Annotated in this window: 14 protein-coding genes and 1 pseudogene; 5 read left to right on the top strand and 10 right to left on the bottom strand. The window is 70.6% G+C overall.

What is annotated here, in order from left to right; genetic code table 11:
* Positions 1 to 276: 276 nt before the first annotated feature.
* Positions 277 to 1,406, bottom strand: a pseudogene (locus I6J71_RS26775) (IS3 family transposase).
* Positions 1,407 to 2,585: 1,179 nt separating this feature from the next.
* Between I6J71_RS26775 and I6J71_RS26780 the strand changes: the two are divergent.
* The 5 genes from I6J71_RS26780 (at position 2,586) to I6J71_RS26800 (ending at position 5,964) form a co-directional block, all read left to right on the top strand.
* Positions 2,586 to 2,819 (top strand): hypothetical protein, encoded by a 234-nt coding sequence (locus tag I6J71_RS26780; protein ID WP_204089368.1) that lies wholly within the window; start codon positions 2,586 to 2,588, stop codon positions 2,817 to 2,819.
* A gap of 752 nt (positions 2,820 to 3,571) precedes the next feature.
* On the top strand, positions 3,572 to 3,754 hold the full coding sequence (locus I6J71_RS26785) for a hypothetical protein (RefSeq protein WP_204089369.1): 183 nt from the start codon (positions 3,572 to 3,574) through the stop codon (positions 3,752 to 3,754).
* A gap of 396 nt (positions 3,755 to 4,150) precedes the next feature.
* Positions 4,151 to 4,849: a hypothetical protein gene (locus I6J71_RS26790; RefSeq protein ID WP_204089370.1), complete on the top strand. Its 699-nt coding sequence runs from the start codon at positions 4,151 to 4,153 to the stop codon at positions 4,847 to 4,849.
* A 175-nt stretch (positions 4,850 to 5,024) separates the two neighbouring features.
* Positions 5,025 to 5,318 (top strand): hypothetical protein, encoded by a 294-nt coding sequence (locus I6J71_RS26795; RefSeq protein ID WP_204089371.1) that lies wholly within the window; start codon positions 5,025 to 5,027, stop codon positions 5,316 to 5,318.
* Positions 5,319 to 5,376: 58 nt separating this feature from the next.
* The gene (locus tag I6J71_RS26800) at positions 5,377 to 5,964 is read left to right on the top strand and encodes a hypothetical protein (protein ID WP_204089372.1); all 588 of its coding nucleotides are present in this window, start codon (positions 5,377 to 5,379) and stop codon (positions 5,962 to 5,964) included.
* A gap of 40 nt (positions 5,965 to 6,004) precedes the next feature.
* Here I6J71_RS26800 and I6J71_RS26805 read toward each other — a convergent pair whose 3' ends face one another.
* From I6J71_RS26805 to I6J71_RS26845, 9 genes are all read right to left on the bottom strand, one after another.
* Positions 6,005 to 6,202, bottom strand: coding sequence for a hypothetical protein (locus I6J71_RS26805; protein ID WP_204089373.1), 198 nt, complete (start codon positions 6,200 to 6,202; stop codon positions 6,005 to 6,007).
* Positions 6,203 to 6,273: 71 nt separating this feature from the next.
* Positions 6,274 to 6,978 (bottom strand): maleylpyruvate isomerase family mycothiol-dependent enzyme, encoded by a 705-nt coding sequence (locus tag I6J71_RS26810; RefSeq protein WP_204089374.1) that lies wholly within the window; start codon positions 6,976 to 6,978, stop codon positions 6,274 to 6,276.
* Entirely contained in the window at positions 6,975 to 8,639 is a 1,665-nt protein-coding gene (locus I6J71_RS26815) for a (2,3-dihydroxybenzoyl)adenylate synthase (RefSeq protein WP_204089375.1), read from the bottom strand. The genes I6J71_RS26810 and I6J71_RS26815 overlap by 4 nt, the downstream gene beginning before the upstream one ends.
* Positions 8,620 to 10,707: an acetate--CoA ligase family protein gene (locus I6J71_RS26820; RefSeq protein WP_204089376.1), complete on the bottom strand. Its 2,088-nt coding sequence runs from the start codon at positions 10,705 to 10,707 to the stop codon at positions 8,620 to 8,622. The genes I6J71_RS26815 and I6J71_RS26820 overlap by 20 nt, the downstream gene beginning before the upstream one ends.
* Positions 10,704 to 12,281: an FAD-dependent monooxygenase gene (locus tag I6J71_RS26825; protein WP_204089377.1), complete on the bottom strand. Its 1,578-nt coding sequence runs from the start codon at positions 12,279 to 12,281 to the stop codon at positions 10,704 to 10,706. The genes I6J71_RS26820 and I6J71_RS26825 overlap by 4 nt, the downstream gene beginning before the upstream one ends.
* Positions 12,278 to 13,093 (bottom strand): fumarylacetoacetate hydrolase family protein, encoded by an 816-nt coding sequence (locus I6J71_RS26830; RefSeq protein ID WP_204089378.1) that lies wholly within the window; start codon positions 13,091 to 13,093, stop codon positions 12,278 to 12,280. The genes I6J71_RS26825 and I6J71_RS26830 overlap by 4 nt, the downstream gene beginning before the upstream one ends.
* Positions 13,090 to 14,172: a cupin domain-containing protein gene (locus tag I6J71_RS26835; protein ID WP_204089379.1), complete on the bottom strand. Its 1,083-nt coding sequence runs from the start codon at positions 14,170 to 14,172 to the stop codon at positions 13,090 to 13,092. Before I6J71_RS26835 ends, I6J71_RS26830 begins: the two co-directional genes overlap by 4 nt.
* A 233-nt stretch (positions 14,173 to 14,405) precedes the next feature.
* Positions 14,406 to 15,239 carry a PaaX family transcriptional regulator C-terminal domain-containing protein gene (locus tag I6J71_RS26840; protein ID WP_204089380.1) on the bottom strand — a complete coding sequence of 278 codons (834 nt, stop codon included), beginning with the start codon at positions 15,237 to 15,239 and terminating at the stop codon, positions 14,406 to 14,408.
* A gap of 190 nt (positions 15,240 to 15,429) precedes the next feature.
* The gene (locus I6J71_RS26845) at positions 15,430 to 16,149 is read right to left on the bottom strand and encodes an IclR family transcriptional regulator (RefSeq protein WP_204089381.1); all 720 of its coding nucleotides are present in this window, start codon (positions 16,147 to 16,149) and stop codon (positions 15,430 to 15,432) included.
* Positions 16,150 to 16,173: the final 24 nt, after the last annotated feature.

Genomic DNA, 16,173 nt, shown 5'->3' on the forward strand with positions numbered 1-16,173 from the left:
AAGCGGCACAGCTGGCTCAAACTTCGTCACGCTGACTCATTCCCCTCGCAGCGGCGCATCGTGGTAGTCCGGAATTCCCCGGGGGGATGGTCAGCGCGGAAAGCGCGCCGGCGGCAGCCGCGACGGCGAACGCCACCCGGAACCCGTCGGCCGTGGGTACGGACACCGGCCCCACCTGAACGGTGAGCGCGGCTAGGAGCGACCCGATGACGGCCGAAGAAATCGCTGTCCCGAGCGTCCGCGCAAGGCCGTCGAGGCCGGAAACCCACCGGCGGATCACAGCTTGCCAAGGCGGGCCTGCCGGCGTCGGCGGTGGTAGGTGCGTTCGATCCAGGTCACGATCGCCAGGCGCAGCTCGTCACGGGTTTGCCAGCGTTGCCGGTCCAGGACATTGTTCTGCAGCAATGCGAGGAAGGACTCCATCGCGGCGTTGTCGCCGCATGCGCCGACTCGGCCCATCGATCCGCGTAAACCGTTGCGGTGTAATGTGTTCACGAACTTCCACGACCGGAATTGGCTGGCCCCTGTCCGAGTGCACGATCGTGCCGGCCGGGTCTCGCTGCCGGACTGCGTTACGCAACGCCGACGCGGCCAGTCACGCCGTCATCCGCGAGTCGATCGAGTAACCGACGATCCGGCCGGAGCAGACGCCCTTGATCGCGCAGAGATCCAGCTTGCCCTCGGCGGTGGGATGTTCGGTGATGTCGGTCGGCTACAGCCGGTCTGCGGCGTCGGCGGTGAACCTCTTGTGCACCAGGTCGTCGTGCACCGGTGGCCCGGCCCGTCTGGTCAGGCCCTTCTTCTTCGCGAACACCGACCAGATCTTCTGCTGAGCGCACAGCCGCGCGACCCGGTTCAGTCCGGCCGTGATGCCATGGGCCGGCGGTTCATCGGCGATGAACCGATATCCGAACGCGGGGTCGTCGCGATGGATGTCGAGCGCGGTGTTGATCAGGTAGGCGTCGTCGAGATCGCGGCGGGTGAGCGGGCTGCTTTCCAGGCGGAGTAGGCCTGCGTGGAGAACCGCAGGACCCGACAGGTCACCGCGACGGGGATCCCGTCGGCGGCCAGGTCCTTGACCAGCGGGTATGTCATTTTGGGGAGATTTCCTTGGCGAAGTACGCCGCGGCCCGGCGCAGGATGTCGTTCTCCTGCCCGAGCAGCTTGGTGCGTGTGCGCAGTTCACGCAGCTCCGCCGACTCCGTGGTCGTGGTGCCGGGCCGGATCCGGTCTTCGGTGTCGGCGATCTTGAGCCAGCGGTGCAGGCAGGACTCGCAGATCCCGAAGTCTTTCGCGACCTGCGAGATCGGTGCTTCGCCCTTGCGGGCGACCGCGACCACGTCGCGGCGGAACTCCGGCGGCAACGCTTTCGGAATGTCGGACAACCCTTCCAGCGAGGAACGCATCCTCACAGGTCAGGAGTCAACCAAACCAGGAGCAGTCCCTCCGAGGCTGCATACAAACAGTGCGCCACCCGAACAAAAGCGAGCAACCTAGGCGGAGTCAACTCCGAGAACGTGTCCAAAATTCTTTGAATTCGTTTGTTACGCCATAAAATTCACCCTTCCTTCGTTGCTCATTCAAATCTGGCGAACCATCGAACGCGATCTTCCTGTATTCATCAGCCGGAAGATCTGGAAGCTTCTTCCTACGCTTTCGCGCCAGGTCCCGGGCCACGCCCTCCTTCACGAAGACTGCGGCGGCAGCAATAGCGGTTGCCATCATCATACTAGATCCACTAGGAGACTCTGGGCCATACGAGATCAACCAATTGGCAACCCCGCATACCTTCATAAAGTCTTCATTACTCGAGGACCCTACCCACTGGGCTGCCTCATCTTCGCCATACTCGATCAGGTGTCGCGCAGTCAGCCCTCGAGTAGTCGATAGCATTATCCCTCCAAGCAGTAGTTAATGACACGGACGAAGACACCTGTCATCTTACACTGCCAAGCACCGACTGGTCATACATTCTTATCCACCACGCCTACGATCCTCATTTCTCCGGAATTTCCCAACCCCTGAGCAATGCTTCCCTGATGAACCCAGTTGTCAAATCGCTTTTGAGCGGCAGTCTTAGTGGCGCCACCACCACTCTTAATTTCACTCCCTTCAAATTCTCCATTTCCCAAGTCTATTGCGCCATCATAGACTCGGATTTGCGAGCCGTTCCCTCGAACATAAACTCTTCCTCGGACTACCGTATTTCCAGCTTGCTCAAGCTGGTCCCAGACTAACTTCTCCGCTTCTGCGCCGACGTTGGCGCCTAGCGACCCTGCAAACTTCCCATCCCCGGTACGGATCGATCCGCCGTCGTAGCGGAATACTCCTGGTTCGACTTCTTCGAGACACTCGAGCGGGTGGGATATCGCTCAGGCAGCAGTCGGGTGCCTCGGCGGCATCGTGGGCGCCTACCAGGCGTATGGCGCGCTTGCCACCTACGCCGCTAGCGTAATCGGCCCGCTCAGCGAGGGCGTCGCACAAGGCCTGCTCCTGGCGACCGGATGTGCCGCCGGGGCGTTGGGGCTGAAATTCACGCCCAACCCGAACGCGTAACCGTCGATCCGACATAAGGAAGGACCGCAATGCCAGACAACGACAGGTCACCCGTCAGCAGTACTCCGCCGCCTCCAGGAGCCTTCTGGGGTGGCCTGTCGCTTGTCGTCTTGGCCCTCGTTGGCCTGGGAGTTGCCATCGCGGCCATCTCCGGAGCGATCGGCGGCGCGACGATCATCTACATCATCGCCGGATTCGTTCTGGCAATCTGTGGGGGAACACTGGGCAGCATGATCTTGTATGCCTGGAACCGGAACAGATAGCCCCATGAACACCTCACGCTGGGGCCGACGGTCTCGGCCACTCCTTATCGGTATCGCGGTGTTCTGGGCAGTCGCCGCCGGCATCACCATCTACAACGCCGTCGCCCATCCACAGCGCGTCAGTCTGTTCAGTCTTCGCAGCGTCGTTGATCACCATGACCGTGATCAACGAAAAAAAGGGCCCGAAGGCGGTAGTCGTACACGCTCAATGAGCAAGACTTGCTGGGTCCAGACAGAGCGAGGGGCCCCGCCTCCTGGGGAGCGGAGCGGGGTCGTTCGTTCTGTTCGTCAGCGTTCCGATGCCACGCCACACGCTGGTCGGCAACTATGACGCCACACGCGGAGCGGATGGAAGTTCGGCGTACGCAGCGCCCCCGAGAGCGTGACATTGGCGAGGGACACGGCACGCTTTACAGGTCTGTCCAGCGGAAACGCCGACCAGCCACGTGTGTCTCGCGACCGAACGTTTCTGACGCACGTGGGTACGAACTAGATTCCGACCGAGCACGTAGCCCACAACCCCGAACCGGCGGCAACTCGCTTTACCACTCAGAAACCGAACGACGGGACGCCTACCCAGAGTGCCTGCACATCTACAATCACCACCGCAACGCGAAGGAGTGCCCGGAATCATCTGGTTCCGGGCACTCCCGTCTCTAATCTCAAGAGCCTGGCGGCGACCTCACGGGGTTAAACAGCGCCCCGCGACCGCGGGCGGGATCACGTTCCTGCACCTCGAGGACGAGACGGGCATGGCCAATGTGATCGTGTTGATCAGACTGTGGCGCCGCGAACGAAAGCTGTGGCTGTCCAGCCCGGCGCTGCTGGTGCGCGGCATCGCCCAGGTCGGGCAGGGCACCGTGTCCCTCGTCGCCGACCAGGTCATCCCGCTCGACCTCAAGAGCCTCGCCAGCAGCAGCCGCGACTTCCGCTGAACGAGGATCATCCGGGTGCGTGGCCCACCGGGCTGGGGCAGCCCAGGAGAGGGCACCGCTGCGGCAGCGTTGCAGATTGTGATCAGACATCGCGCGCGCCTTCGGCGCCGACACGTTTTCATGTCATTTCAGGTCGACAACGTCCACTCGACTGGACCACTCGGCTACAAAATGAGGGTTTTGTATCGCATGCGCACAAAATCGCACGCAAGTGCATAGTGTGCACCGACGCCTGTGGAATGGTCCGAATCTGCGAGGCCCGGTCCGCGCCCACGGCCTCGGCTGCCGACCGCGCTGCGCCGCGGCGTCGGAATTTTCCGCAGGCGGGCGTGCGGCTGGCGCGGCGCGTAACGGGGCGGGTGGACGTCGCGATCTTCCTCGCGAAACGAGGAGATCATGCGCAAAGTCCTTCTGGTCGGTCTTGCCCTGTTGCTGTCCGCTTGTTCCACTTCGCCAGGACACATCGTCGAGAGCGTGGCCGGTTCCGCCGCCCCTGTGAGCACCCGCCCGGCGCCGACGTCGTCGTCGCCACCGTTCGCGCCTGAGGACCTGGCTGAGTACGCGCCGGCCGAAGACGCCCTGAAACCGTTGGGGCTTGCCCAGTTCGGCGAGCCGGTGCCGTGGGTGATCAGCGCGGCGCCGATGCAGCTGGTTAACAAGTGCGGCCGTCAGCTGCAGGCGTGGGACTCCCATGTCCGCGCTGGTGAGCGGGTGTCCTGGTCCAATGGCGGTCCGACGATCGAAGACCACACTCTCCTGTCGGCCGAGCAGCGCATCGGCCGCTACGAGGGCATCAGCGGGGCGCAAGTGATCGAGGACGTCAGGAAAGCCCTTCCCTGCACGTCGGCGACCCCGGAGAACACACCGTTCGGCATCGTCGAGGAGTTTTCGCTGCCCAAGGTGGCCGAGGCGCAGTACGGGTTTTGCGACGACGCGGAGGGCCTTCCCGGCGCTGGTGAATGCGTTCTGCTTCTGGCTCACGGCGATCGGGCAACCTCGATCCACACGAACCTCTACCCCCACAACCCGGATACAGCGCGTGAGCTGCTGCAAAAGGCTGCGCCGATCTTCGCGGCCGCGCTCAGCAAGCCGTGACGTCACGACCCGCCAGACACGAGTAAGGCCACGCTCCCGGTCGGGGATTCCGCAGCTCAGGTCGGGCTTCCATGCTTGTTGCAGCCACGATTACGCACGGAAGCGCGCACTACGGAGTGTGGCGGTAGTGTCGCGTCATGACGACTGTACGTAGCGACGTCCCGGCGGGCCAGCCGTGCTGATCCCCGGCACGGTCCCCGGCGAACCGGGCCGCCCCGAGCTGATGGCCGTGCGTTCCAGCGGCGGCCTGCACCGCCACCTCCTCGACAAGCAGGCCGGCGAGGCGCTGTGCCGAGGACTGCGCAGCGGGACCGTCCGCCTCGACCTTGGCCCGCTGTACCCGGAGGTGTTCGCCGACCTCTCCGGCCGGCGCTGCCTGCGGGCCGCGGTCAAGGCCGGCTACACCCAGATCATCACCGACGACGGCCCCCTCGACCTGGCCGAGGTGCTCACCCGCGAACGCTGGTGAGCACCGGCCACCGGAACACCACCAGCACGGCGGGGCCGGCCGGTGCGAAACTCGCGGAATGTCTGGGTTTACGCGGGATTCGAAGTACTACGGTGACCGGCTGGTCTACGAGGTGCTCGACTCGAAGTGGCGGCGGTACCACGAGCGGTGCGGCTGCGAGGACGGCTGGATCAGCCACGTCGAACCGGCCGGGTTCACCATCGTGCGCGCACGCCGCGAGTTCGTCGCGCTGACCGGGCCGGGCCTGACCGAGGACGTCGACGAGACTCGGCTGACGACGAACGCCCTGTGGGAGGCCGTCACCGGGCAGGAAGGCGCTCAGCATTGGTTCGAGCCGGTCCGGGTCATCGACCGCAGCGAGAAGGCCGAAGCCGAGCGCAAGGCCGAGAACGACCGCGTCTACGGGGAGCGCCGGGAACGCGCCGCGGCGGCCAAGCGCGAGCCGATCACCCCGGCGCAGCTGCAGTACCTGACGAAGCTGGTCACGCAGGTGAGCCGGGAGCGCTTCTACGACGATTTCGCCGCCGCGATCAAGGGCAGCACGGTCGAACCACGCCGCCCGCGGGAGACGACCAAGCACGCGCTCAAGCGGCTGACCAAGGCCACCGCGCGAACCCTCATCACCCGCCTGACCGGCCGGGCCTGACCGCGCTCGCCCGTTCACGGACGTGTCCGCACACCCGCGTTCAGAGCGTGCTGAAGATCGACGAGAGGCCGGCCGCCGCCACGTCCGCTACACCGTCTGGGGCGGACACGCGAGTTGCGCGGACAAAGCCGCGGCTGCAGTACTTCGGCGGTCGTCCGGTGCCGGCGTAGGGCACCTCGCGACCGCAGTTGGCGCACTCGACGCTGATCAGCCGTCCGTCCTCGAACTCGCCGTTCATGACACCAGTTTCGTCACGACAGAACCGGTTCGCATGACAAATGCAAGAGGTGCTGTGTGCCCGGCGGGATGTCAGAGCCAGCGCGGCAGCGCGGGTCGGTCGGGAGCCGGGACGCGGCCGGTGAGCCAGCCGGCCAGGTCGGCGGCGGGGGCGTGCACGGCCGCCGCCTGGTCGGCGGCGTCGGGGGCGCCGAGGGTCCACGTGCGGTCGCGGTCGGTCGGGGTGAGGACCACCCCCGGGCAGTCGTCCTTGGCGGACAGGGCCGCGCCGGCGTCGTCGAGCACGAGGTCGACGACGCCGGGCGGCAGATCCTCGACCGAGGCCCCCAGGTCGACGGCGTGCAGCCAGACCTCCCGGATGCGCATCCAAGGGACCTCGGCCGCCGGGATCGCGCGGCCGAGGGCGCTGCGGACCTGTACCCGCCACTGGTCGGGGGTCAGTGCGTCGAGCGCCGTGTCGAGCCGCTCCGCCGTCTCGGCCAGGTCCGAGCGCAGCGTCGCCGGGGGCAGCCCGGCGGAGTGTTCGATCTCCGTGGCCCGCTGCGCGGCATCGGCGTACATCGGCGTCTCGACGCCGGTCCGCGCCCACGTGGCGAGCCGGATCAGGGCTTCGGCGTTGCGGGCCACGTGCCCCACGACGTGCGCACCGGTCCAGCCCGGCAACGCGGTCGGTCGGGCGAGCTCGGTGTCCGTCCGCTTCTCGACGACCGCGAGCAGGTGCGCGGTGCCCTCCCGCATCCACGGCAGGGTGGCCGCGGTGTCGTGCCTGCCGCTCATGCGGGCGCTCCGTTCAGCCGGTCGGCGATGTCCGCGCGGAGGGCCTTCTTGTCGATCTTGCCGACCTTGGTCGCGGCCAGCTCGTCGACGAGGACCAGGTGCTCGGGCAGCTTGAAGCGGGCCACCCCGATCGCGTCCATCGACGCGCGGATCTCCTCGAGGGTCACCGTCGCGTCGGGCCGCGGGACGACGTAGACGCAGACCCGCTCCCCCAGCTGCGCGTCCGGCATGGCGACGGCGGCGACCTGGGCGACGGCCGGGAGCTGGTAGACGAGGTTCTCGACCTCCTCCGCGGAGATCTTCTCCCCGCCCCGGTTGATCATGTCCTTGTCGCGGCCCTCGACGATCAGGTTGCCGTCCGGGGTGCGCCGGCAGATGTCGCCGGATCGGTACCAGCCGTCCTCGGTGAACGCGCGGGCGTTCTGCTCGGCGGCCTTGTAGTAGCCCCGCGGGGTGTACGGCCCGCGGGTCAGGAGCGATCCCGGCTCGCTCTCGGGCACGTCGTGGTCGAACTCGTCGACGAGGCGCACCTCGTCGTCGGGGCACATGGGCCTGCCCTGGGTCCCGCAGACGACGTCGGCGGGGTCGTCGAGGCGGGTGAGGTTGAGCAGGCCCTCGGCCATGCCGAAGACCTGCTGCAGGGTCGCCCCCAGCACCGGGGTCACCTTGCGGGCCAGCTCGTCGGCGAGGCGGGCGCCGCCGACCTGGAGTACCCGAAGCGTCGCGAGATCGGTGCTGCCGTGCTCGGCGGCGTGGTCGAGCCAGCGCCCGGCCACGGCGGGGACCACGGCGGTGTGGGTGACCCCCTCGGCGGCGATGGTCGCGAAGGCACGGCCGGGTTCCGGCGACGGGAGGGTTACGACGCGGCCGCCCGCCAGCAGCACGCCGAGGATCCCCGGGCAGGCCAGCGGGAAGTTGTGTCCCGCCGGGAGGCTGACGAGGTAGCGGGTGTCGGCGTCGACCGCGGCCAGCTCCGCGCTGCGGCGGGCGTTGTACAGGTAGTCGTCGTGGGTCCGGGCGATCAGCTTGGGCAGGCCGGTCGTCCCGCCGGAGAGCAGGAAGACCGCGACGTCGTGGCTGTCCGGGTGCGTGAGGGCGGTCGACGGCCCGGGGGCGCAGAGCGCGCGCAGGTCGACGCTGCCCGGAGCCACGTCCTCGCCGGCGACGAGCACGTGCCACGGCCCGCCCGTGACCTCCCGAACATCGTCGGCGAGCTCGTGGGCGAGGGCCTGGTGGTCGAAGTCCCGCATCCGGTCGGGTACCGCGATCGCGGTCGCCTCGGCGTGCCGGGCGAGGTAGGCCAGCTCCGTGCGGCGGTGCGCGGGCAGCGCCATCACGGGGACGATCCCGGCCCGCAGGCACGCGAGGGTGAGGACCACGAACTCCCAGCCGTTGCCCAGCTGCACCACGATCCGGTCGCCGCGGCGCAGACCGAGCTCGAGCAGCCGGGTCGCCGCGGCGTCGGCCCGATCGGCCAGCTCGAGGTGGCTCCACCGCAGCCTCGCCTCGGCGTCGACGAGGGCGGGCGCATCGGGGCGTGCGCCCGCCACCGCACGCAGCGCGGTGCCGAGCGGCAGCCCCGCCCAGTAGCCCTTCGCGACGTACTCGTCGGCGAGGGGCGCGGGCCACGGGACGGTGTGGTCACGGATGGGGGTGGGCATCGTCGGCCTCCCTCGGGGTCGGACGGGTCACGACGACGGCGTCGAGCGCGAGCAGGCCGTCGGGGGTGAGTCGGAGCGGGTTGACCTCGATCTCGTCGAGGTCGGGGTTGGCGACGAGGAGGTCCCCGAGCCGCGCGGCGGTCCGACCGAGCGCGGCCGGGTCAAGGACGGGTCCGCCGCGCCAGCCCTCCAGGAGGACGTGCCCGGCGAGCTCGGCGGGCATCTCCGCGGCCTCGTCCGCGGTCAGCGGCGCGAGCCGGATGGCCACGTCGGCGAGGGCTTCGGCGGCCGTGCCGCCGAGCCCGAGGAGAAGGACGGGCCCGAAGACGGGATCGCGGCGCGCGCCCAGCACGAGGTCGACGCCGGGCGCGGCCATGGTCTCGACGAGGTAGCGGGTCGCGCCGATCCCGTCGAGCCGGTCGAGGGCGGCGTCGAGCCCAGCGGCGTCGGTGATCCCGAGGTGGACCCCACCGATCTCGGTCTTGTGCAGCACGGCCGCGTCGAGGATCTTCACCGCGACCCGGCCGCCGAGCTCGGCAAGCGCGGCGTGCGCGCCCGTACGGTCGGTGCAGACCCGCCGGGGCGGGGTGGCGATGCCGATCCGACCCAGCAGCGCCTTGGCGGCGTCCTCGTCGTGGGCCCCGGCGACGCCGACCGGAACCTGCTCGGGGATCGCGGTCCCGACCCGGCGGGCGCGGGACCGGGCGTCCGCGAGCAGCGCCCCGACGGCGGCGGCCACCCCACGCGGTTCACCCGCGACGGCGATCCCGGCGTCGAGCAGGGCCCGGCGGGCCTGCGTGACGGCGGCTCCGGTCCCGCCGACGCCGAGCACGACGGGCACGTCCGGGACCCTTCCCTCGGTGGCCGCTGCGACCAGGTCGACGGCGTCCGGCTCGTGCAGCGCGTAGCCCGCGACCACGTCGACCTGCGGATCCGCGGCCACGGCACGAAAGACCTGCCCCAGCTCCGGACCGGGCCGGCCCGTGTCCACGGGGTTCGCCTGGTAGGTCAGCGGCGGGAGCAGGGTGGCCAGCGTCTCCCGGGTGGCGGCGGTGAGCTCGGGGACCCGGCTGCGGCGCCCGCGCAGGTCGTCGAGCAGCAGCAGCCCGGGGCCCGCCTGCGCGGTGACCACCCCGACGCCCGGGTCACGGGCGGGCCGGGCGCGAGTGACCGCCAGCGCCCCGACGGCGTCGACGAGCTCGCGCTCGTCGGCGACCAGCACCGCCCCCGCCTGCGCCAGCGCCGCGCGGGTGGTCCGCCAGGAGGTGGCCAGGGCGCCGGTGTGGGAGGCGGCGAAGGCTCCGACGTCGTGGCGGCCCACGACGAGGGCGACGACGGGTGTCCGGGAGCTGAGGGCCCGCACGGCGGCCACGAGCCGCGGGCCGTCCGCCACGGACTCGACGTGCAGGGCGACGGCACCGGTGTCCGGGTCGTCCACGAGGTGCTCGAGCACGTCCGGGACGGCCACGTCCACCCCGTTGCCGATCCCGACGGCGAGGCTGATCCCGTGGCCCGCCTCGGTCAGCAGGAACGCCAGCGCGTGGTTGACCCCGCCGCTGGCGGCCACCACGGCGACGCGACCCGGCCGGACCTGGGCCACCCCCGGGACGAAGCTCGCGGTCAGCCCCGCTTGCGGGGCGAGGAACCCGCTGGTGTTGGGGCCGAGCAGCCGGATCCCGGTCTCGGCGACGATCCGGGCCAGCTCCGTCTGGTATCCGACACCGGGGCCACCGGCCTCGGCGAAGCCGCCACCGCAGATCACGGCGGCACCGACACCTGCGGCCGCGGCGTCGGCGAGCACGTCGGGACAGGCCGCGGCGGGGACGCAGACCATGGCGAGGTCGACCGGACCCGCCTCGGCCGCGGCGGCGACCGAGGGGTGCATCGTCTCGTCCCGGCCGTTGACCAGCGCGAGGGTGCCGCCCGCGGCGGCGAACCCGTCGAGCGAGCGCACGAGGGCGGCGCCGAGCTTGCCCGGCTTGCGGGAGGCCCCGACGACGGCGATCCCGCGCGGGGCGAACAGCGGGGTGAGCCCGGTGGTGCCGGTGCGGGGCACGGTGCTCGTCATGCGGGAACCCCCACGAGATCGGCGCGGCCGGAGAGCACGGTGGTGAGTGCGCGGTCGCGGGTGGCGTCGTCCGGCTCGGGACCGACGGCGTCGGGGTCGACCAGCAGCGCGGGGATCCCGGCCCGCAACCGGGCCTGCTCGCAGACCAGCATGCGGGTCAGGGCGGTGCCGCCGTGCACGGCGACGAGGACCGGGTTCTTGTCGGCCAGCTCGTGCAGGCGAGCCTCGACCGCGGGCAGGTCCGCCTCGCCCGTGGGGGCCTCGACGACGGCGCCCCACGGCCCCGGGCGGGGTTCGCCCAACCCGAGCCCTGCCACGTCGACCGGGACGCCGGCGTCGGATCGCACGGTCACGACCCGGCCGGTCGAGGACCAGCCAAGGTTGCGGAACGGAGTCTGCAGCGGCTGGGCCCCGTGGGCGTCGACCCAGCCGCGGTGGCTGGCGGCAACGAAGTCCGGGGCGCGGCGGGCGAGCCGGGAGTCGGTGATGCTGCGGGACAGGAAGTGGTAGGCGAACTGCCACGGCTCGAAGGCGTCGTGGTACTCGCCGAAGTGCTCCCACCAGGCCAGACTCGGCCGGGCCGAGTCCTGGATCCGCCGGACGGAGGGCTGGGCGGCCGCCTCGTAGGCGGCCAGGGCGGCGGCGAGGTCGCCCGGGTGCTCGGCGATCGCCGCGGACAGCGCGACCGCGTCCTCCATGGCCATCTTGGTGCCCGAGCCGACCGAGAAGTGGGCGGTGTGCACGGCGTCGCCGAGCAGCGCCACCGGCCTCGGCGCGAGGGTGTGCCAGCGCCGCGTGCGGCGGGTGCGGAAGTTGCCCCAGCGCGAGTTGTTCGTCAGCAGCCGCCTGCCGTCGATCTGGTCGGCGAACAGCTTCTCCAGGTAGGCCTGCGTCGTCAGGTCGCTGGGCCCGGGCGGCTGGGTCACGTCGAACTCGTCGAGCCCGGCCCGGCGCCAGGAGGCCTCGTCGGTCTCCACGATGAACGTCGAGACCTCGTCGGAGATCGGGTAGCCGTGGACGGCGAAGACGCCGTCGGGGCTGCGCTCGTGGACGAAGGTCAGCCCGTCGAACAGGTAGTCGGTGCCGAACCAGATGAACTTGGCGGTGGCGGTCTCGACCTCGACGCCCAGGTCCGCCTCCAGCTGCCTGCGGATCGCCGAGCCGGTGCCGTCCGCGGCGACCACCAGGTCGTAGTCGGCGAGGTCGTCCAGGGTGACCTCGGTGGCGAAGCGCAGCTCGGCCCCGACGTCCCGGGCGCGGGCCTGCATCAACGCCAGCAGCGTCCGGCGCACGACCGCGGCCATGCCGTTGCCGCCGCAGCGGATGCGCTCGCCCTTGAGGCGGACCTCGATGTCGTCCCAGTGCGTGCCGTGGTCGGTCAGCGCCTGGCGCAACACCGGGTCGGCGTCGTGGATCCCGGCCAGGGTGCGGTCGGAGAACACGACGCCGAACCCGAACGTGTCGTCCGCCTTGTTGCGCTCGAACACGGTGACCTCGACGGACGGATCGGCCCGGCGGATCAGGGTGGCGAAGAACAGCCCTCCTGGCCCGCCACCGGCGACGGCGACCCTCACGGCGTCCCCGCCACGAGCGTGTTGCGCAGCTCCCCCACACCCTGGACGCGGGTCACCAGCTTGGAACCCTCGGTGAGGTAACGGGCAGGCTTGCGGGCGTGCCCGACCCCGCCCGGCGTCCCGGTGGCGATGAGGTCGCCCGGCACGAGCGTGATGATCTGCGAGATGTAGGCGACGAGCGCCGCCGGCCCGAACACCAGGTCGGCCGTGTCCGCCTTCTGCACGACGTCCCCGTCCACCTCGCAGGAGATCTCCCCTGGCTCGACGTCGGTGACCAGCCACGGCCCGACCGGTGTGCTGCGCTCGAAGGTCTTGCCCTGCAACCACTCCACGGAGCGGTACTGGAAGTCCCGGGCGGTGACGTCGTTGACCACCGTGTAGCCGGCGATCGCGGCGGCCGCCTGCTCCGGGGTCGCGTGCCGGACCTCGGCGCCGATCACCACACCCAGCTCGGCCTCCCAGTCCACCTGCCCCGACCCGGCGGGCAGCTCCACCGGGTCATACGCACCGACCAGCGCGCGGGCGAACTTCGCGAACAGCGCCGGGTACTCCGGCAGCTCGCGGCCCATCTCCAGGATGTGCGTGCGGTAGTTCAGGCCGACGCAGACCACCTTCTCCGGTCGCGGCACCAGCGTGGCGTAGTCCAGCCCGGCCAGGTCGTGCCGGGTGCCCGACGCCGACTCCGCGGCGGCGCGCCAGTCCGGGCGGGCCAGGAACTCGCCGAGGTCGGCGGCGCCCAGCTCGACGGCCCCGTCGTCGTCGATCCGGACGGCCGCGGTCCCGGTGGCGGTGCGGATGGTCGCGAGCTTCACGAACGGTCCTCTCGTGCGGTGCGGGCGAGGCCGAGGGCCTCGAAGACGGGCTCGTCGGAGTAGCGGAAGGCGTCCAGACCGGAGTCGGTGTCGAGGGCCAGGCCCGCCCAGGAGGGCACGCAGAACAGATCGCCCCGGCCGACCTCGTAGCGCTCGTCGCCCACGGTGACGACGCCGGAACCCTCGAAGACCTGCCACACCGACGAGCCTGCGGTCCGCGTCGTCGCGGTGGAGGTGCCCGACCGGAGCCGGTGCATCTCGCAGCGCATGGTGGACAGACAGTCCCCGGCGGTGGCCGGGTTGGTGAACCGCACGACCGCGTGCCCGGGCTCGACGACGCCGGGGTGCCCCTCGGACTCGAGCTCGAGCTGGGCGGTCAGGGCGGCGTCGGTGTGCGCCCAGCGGTAGGCCATCAGCGGGGACGCCGGGGGCGTCGGGGCGCCGACCGGGGTGAGCCCGGGATGGCCCCACAGCCGCTCGTTGCGCGACGCCTCGGGAGTCTCCCTGGTGGCGAGCTCGTCCGAGCCGAACTCGAAGAACGACGCGTCGATCGTGCGGACCAGCGGGATGTCCAGCCCGTCGATCCAGGCCATGGGCCGGTCGGTGGTGTTGTGGTGCTCGTGGAAGTGCATGCCCGGGGTGAGCAGCAGGTCCCCCCGACGCATGGCGACCGGGTCGCCCTCCACGTTGGTCCACACCCCCTCGCCCTCGACGACGAACCGGAACGCGGTCTGGGCGTGTCGGTGCGCGGGAGCCTCCTCGTGCGGGCCGAGGTACTGGATCGCCGCCCACAGCGTCGGGGTGGCGTACGGGGTGCCGGGCAGGCCAGGGTTGGCCAGTGCGATCGCGCGCCGCTCACCGCCGCGGCCGACCGGAACCAGCTCCCCCGCCTTCTCCGCCAGCGGCAGCAGGGTCGACCAGCGCCACAGGAACGGCACCGTGTCCGGACGCGGCGTGGTCGGCATCAGCCCGCCGATCTGCGTCCAGAGCGGCGTCATGTGGGCCGCCTCGAAGTCGCGGTACAGCGCGTCGAGCTGTTCCTGCTCCTGCGGCGTGATCTCCGGGACGGTCGCGGTCATGCGCTCGTCTCCTCCTTGGTCGGGCCTGAAGTCCTCGGGTGGTCGGGTGCGCTCGCGGCGGACGGTGCCTGCCAGCTCCGCGGGACGAGGGCGATGACCAGAACGCCGGCCAGGGCGGGGACCGCGACCCGGAGATCGCGCCGAGGTCGCCGTGGCTGAGCGCGTACCCCGAAGCTACAACAGATATGCGCCGGTCGTCTAGATTCTGAAACTTTACGGGCCGCCGGTCGCGCTCAGCGCGCGGCGGGCGTGGGCGTGGCATCGCCTCGAGGCACCGCCGCGATCACCTCGTCGACATGGGCGAACGCCTGTTCGCGCAGCAGACCATGCGCCTCGAGGAACACGTCGTGGGCACGCCGGCCGTGCCACCCCTCGGGCAGCAGCTCAAGGGGCAGGTCGGGGTCCCGGAAGGGGAAGTGCCGGTAGTCGTAGACCAGCTGCATTCGCTGGACCAGCGCTTCCCCCGACGACAGCCCGGTGCGATAGGCAGGCAGCCGCGGTGCATAGTCAGCGAGCAGGGTGGCGTAGTCGCGGTCCAGGTCGTGCAGGTCCCAGGCGCGCGCGGCGATGTCGCGATCGGCGACCGCGCCCTCGGAGCGGGAGCGGAAGGTGTCCAGCCGGACGGCCGAGAAGTCGGCGAAGGCCTTGCGTACCTGGTCGAGGCGGTCGTGCGGGCTCACCCAGACCGAGGCGGACAGGGGCCCGAAGCCGAACCAGGCCAGCTTCTTGCGCAGCTGCTCGCGCGTCGCGCGCTCGGCCTCGGGCACCGAGTAGATCACCATGTGCCACTGGCCGTCCCACGGCCCGCGAGCCCGGTCGAAGATCCGCTCGCGGCCCTCGTCGAGGAGCTCCCAGGCCGCGGCCGTGAGGCTGTAGACGGTCTCCCGGCCCTCTCGCCTGCTGTCGAGCCAACCTTCCTTACGCAGCCGGGTCACGACGACCCGGACAGTGGTCTCGGGCACGTCGAAACAGCCCATCAGCGCGACCAGGTGCCGCAGTCGCACCTCACCACCCCGGTAACGCAGGTAGTCACCGAAGAGGTCGAACACCAGCGACCGCGCCTTCATGTGCGCCTCCCGATCACGCTCCGAGTGTGCCACCGCCACATGCGACACCTCCGCGCCGGACGACAGGGACTCGACACGCCGTCCGGGCCGACCCGGGACATCCGGGCCACGGTCGTCAGGTCCTTGGAGCCTCCTGGTTCGAGGTCGACTGCTGGCCGGCGGGCAGATTTTTTCTGATTCGCGCCGCCGCTCAGGGCTCGATCCGGCGGGCGGCAGCGTGCACCTCGGCGGCGAACCGCTCCGGATGGAGCCCCTCGGGCGCGACGACGGCGACGACCGCGAGCGGGGTCCCCCGCGCATCCCGGACCGCGGCCCCGACGGCTGCCACGCCCCGCACGACCTCGCCGAGCGAGAGCGCCACCCCGGTCCGGCGCACCTCGGCGACGCCCTCCTCGACCGCCGCCCGCCGGTCCTCGGCCAGGCTCGTCAGCACCTCTTCGACGCGATCCGCAGGCAGCCAGGCCAGGGCAGCGCGCCCGGTGCCCTCGTGCAGCGCGATCCGCCGCCCCATCGGGTACCCCACCGACACGACATCCGTGGGGGTGAGCACGAGCATCGGCGCGATGTGGTCGGAGTGCACCCTATGCAGGATGGTCGTGGCCTCGACCGTCTCGAGCAGCTCGTCGAGCACGGGGCGGGCGCGGGCGAGCAGCCCGTTCCGCCGCTCCGCGATAGCGGCCAGCTCGACGAGCCGGGTGCCGAGCTCGTAGCGCCCGTCCGGCTCGGCGCGGTCGACGACCCCGGCCTTGAGCAGGCTGCCCACGAGCCTGCCGAGGATCCTGCGCTCCAGACCGGTCTCGCGCACCAGCTCGGCCATGGTGCTCGCGCCCCGGCGGGCAACGGCATCAAGCACCTGGAACGCCCGGTCTGCCGTCTGGGCTGACTCCGGCACGGTTCCGACTGCGGTCACACCGGCTCCCTTGACGTCGGGCGA

Origin of the sequence: Amycolatopsis sp. FDAARGOS 1241 (assembly GCF_016889705.1) — a bacterium.
Classification (GTDB): Bacteria; Actinomycetota; Actinomycetes; order Mycobacteriales; family Pseudonocardiaceae; genus Amycolatopsis.

Coding starts and splice junctions, on each gene's coding strand:
- I6J71_RS26780 (WP_204089368.1), top strand. CDS start 2,586: ATGCCAGACAACGACAGGTCACCCGTCAGCAGTACTCCGCCGCCTCCA.
- I6J71_RS26785 (WP_204089369.1), top strand. CDS start 3,572: ATGGCCAATGTGATCGTGTTGATCAGACTGTGGCGCCGCGAACGAAAG.
- I6J71_RS26790 (WP_204089370.1), top strand. CDS start 4,151: ATGCGCAAAGTCCTTCTGGTCGGTCTTGCCCTGTTGCTGTCCGCTTGT.
- I6J71_RS26800 (WP_204089372.1), top strand. CDS start 5,377: ATGTCTGGGTTTACGCGGGATTCGAAGTACTACGGTGACCGGCTGGTC.
- I6J71_RS26805 (WP_204089373.1), bottom strand. CDS start 6,202: ATGAACGGCGAGTTCGAGGACGGACGGCTGATCAGCGTCGAGTGCGCC.
- I6J71_RS26810 (WP_204089374.1), bottom strand. CDS start 6,978: ATGAGCGGCAGGCACGACACCGCGGCCACCCTGCCGTGGATGCGGGAG.
- I6J71_RS26815 (WP_204089375.1), bottom strand. CDS start 8,639: ATGCCCACCCCCATCCGTGACCACACCGTCCCGTGGCCCGCGCCCCTC.
- I6J71_RS26820 (WP_204089376.1), bottom strand. CDS start 10,707: ATGACGAGCACCGTGCCCCGCACCGGCACCACCGGGCTCACCCCGCTG.
- I6J71_RS26835 (WP_204089379.1), bottom strand. CDS start 14,172: ATGACCGCGACCGTCCCGGAGATCACGCCGCAGGAGCAGGAACAGCTC.
- I6J71_RS26840 (WP_204089380.1), bottom strand. CDS start 15,239: ATGAAGGCGCGGTCGCTGGTGTTCGACCTCTTCGGTGACTACCTGCGT.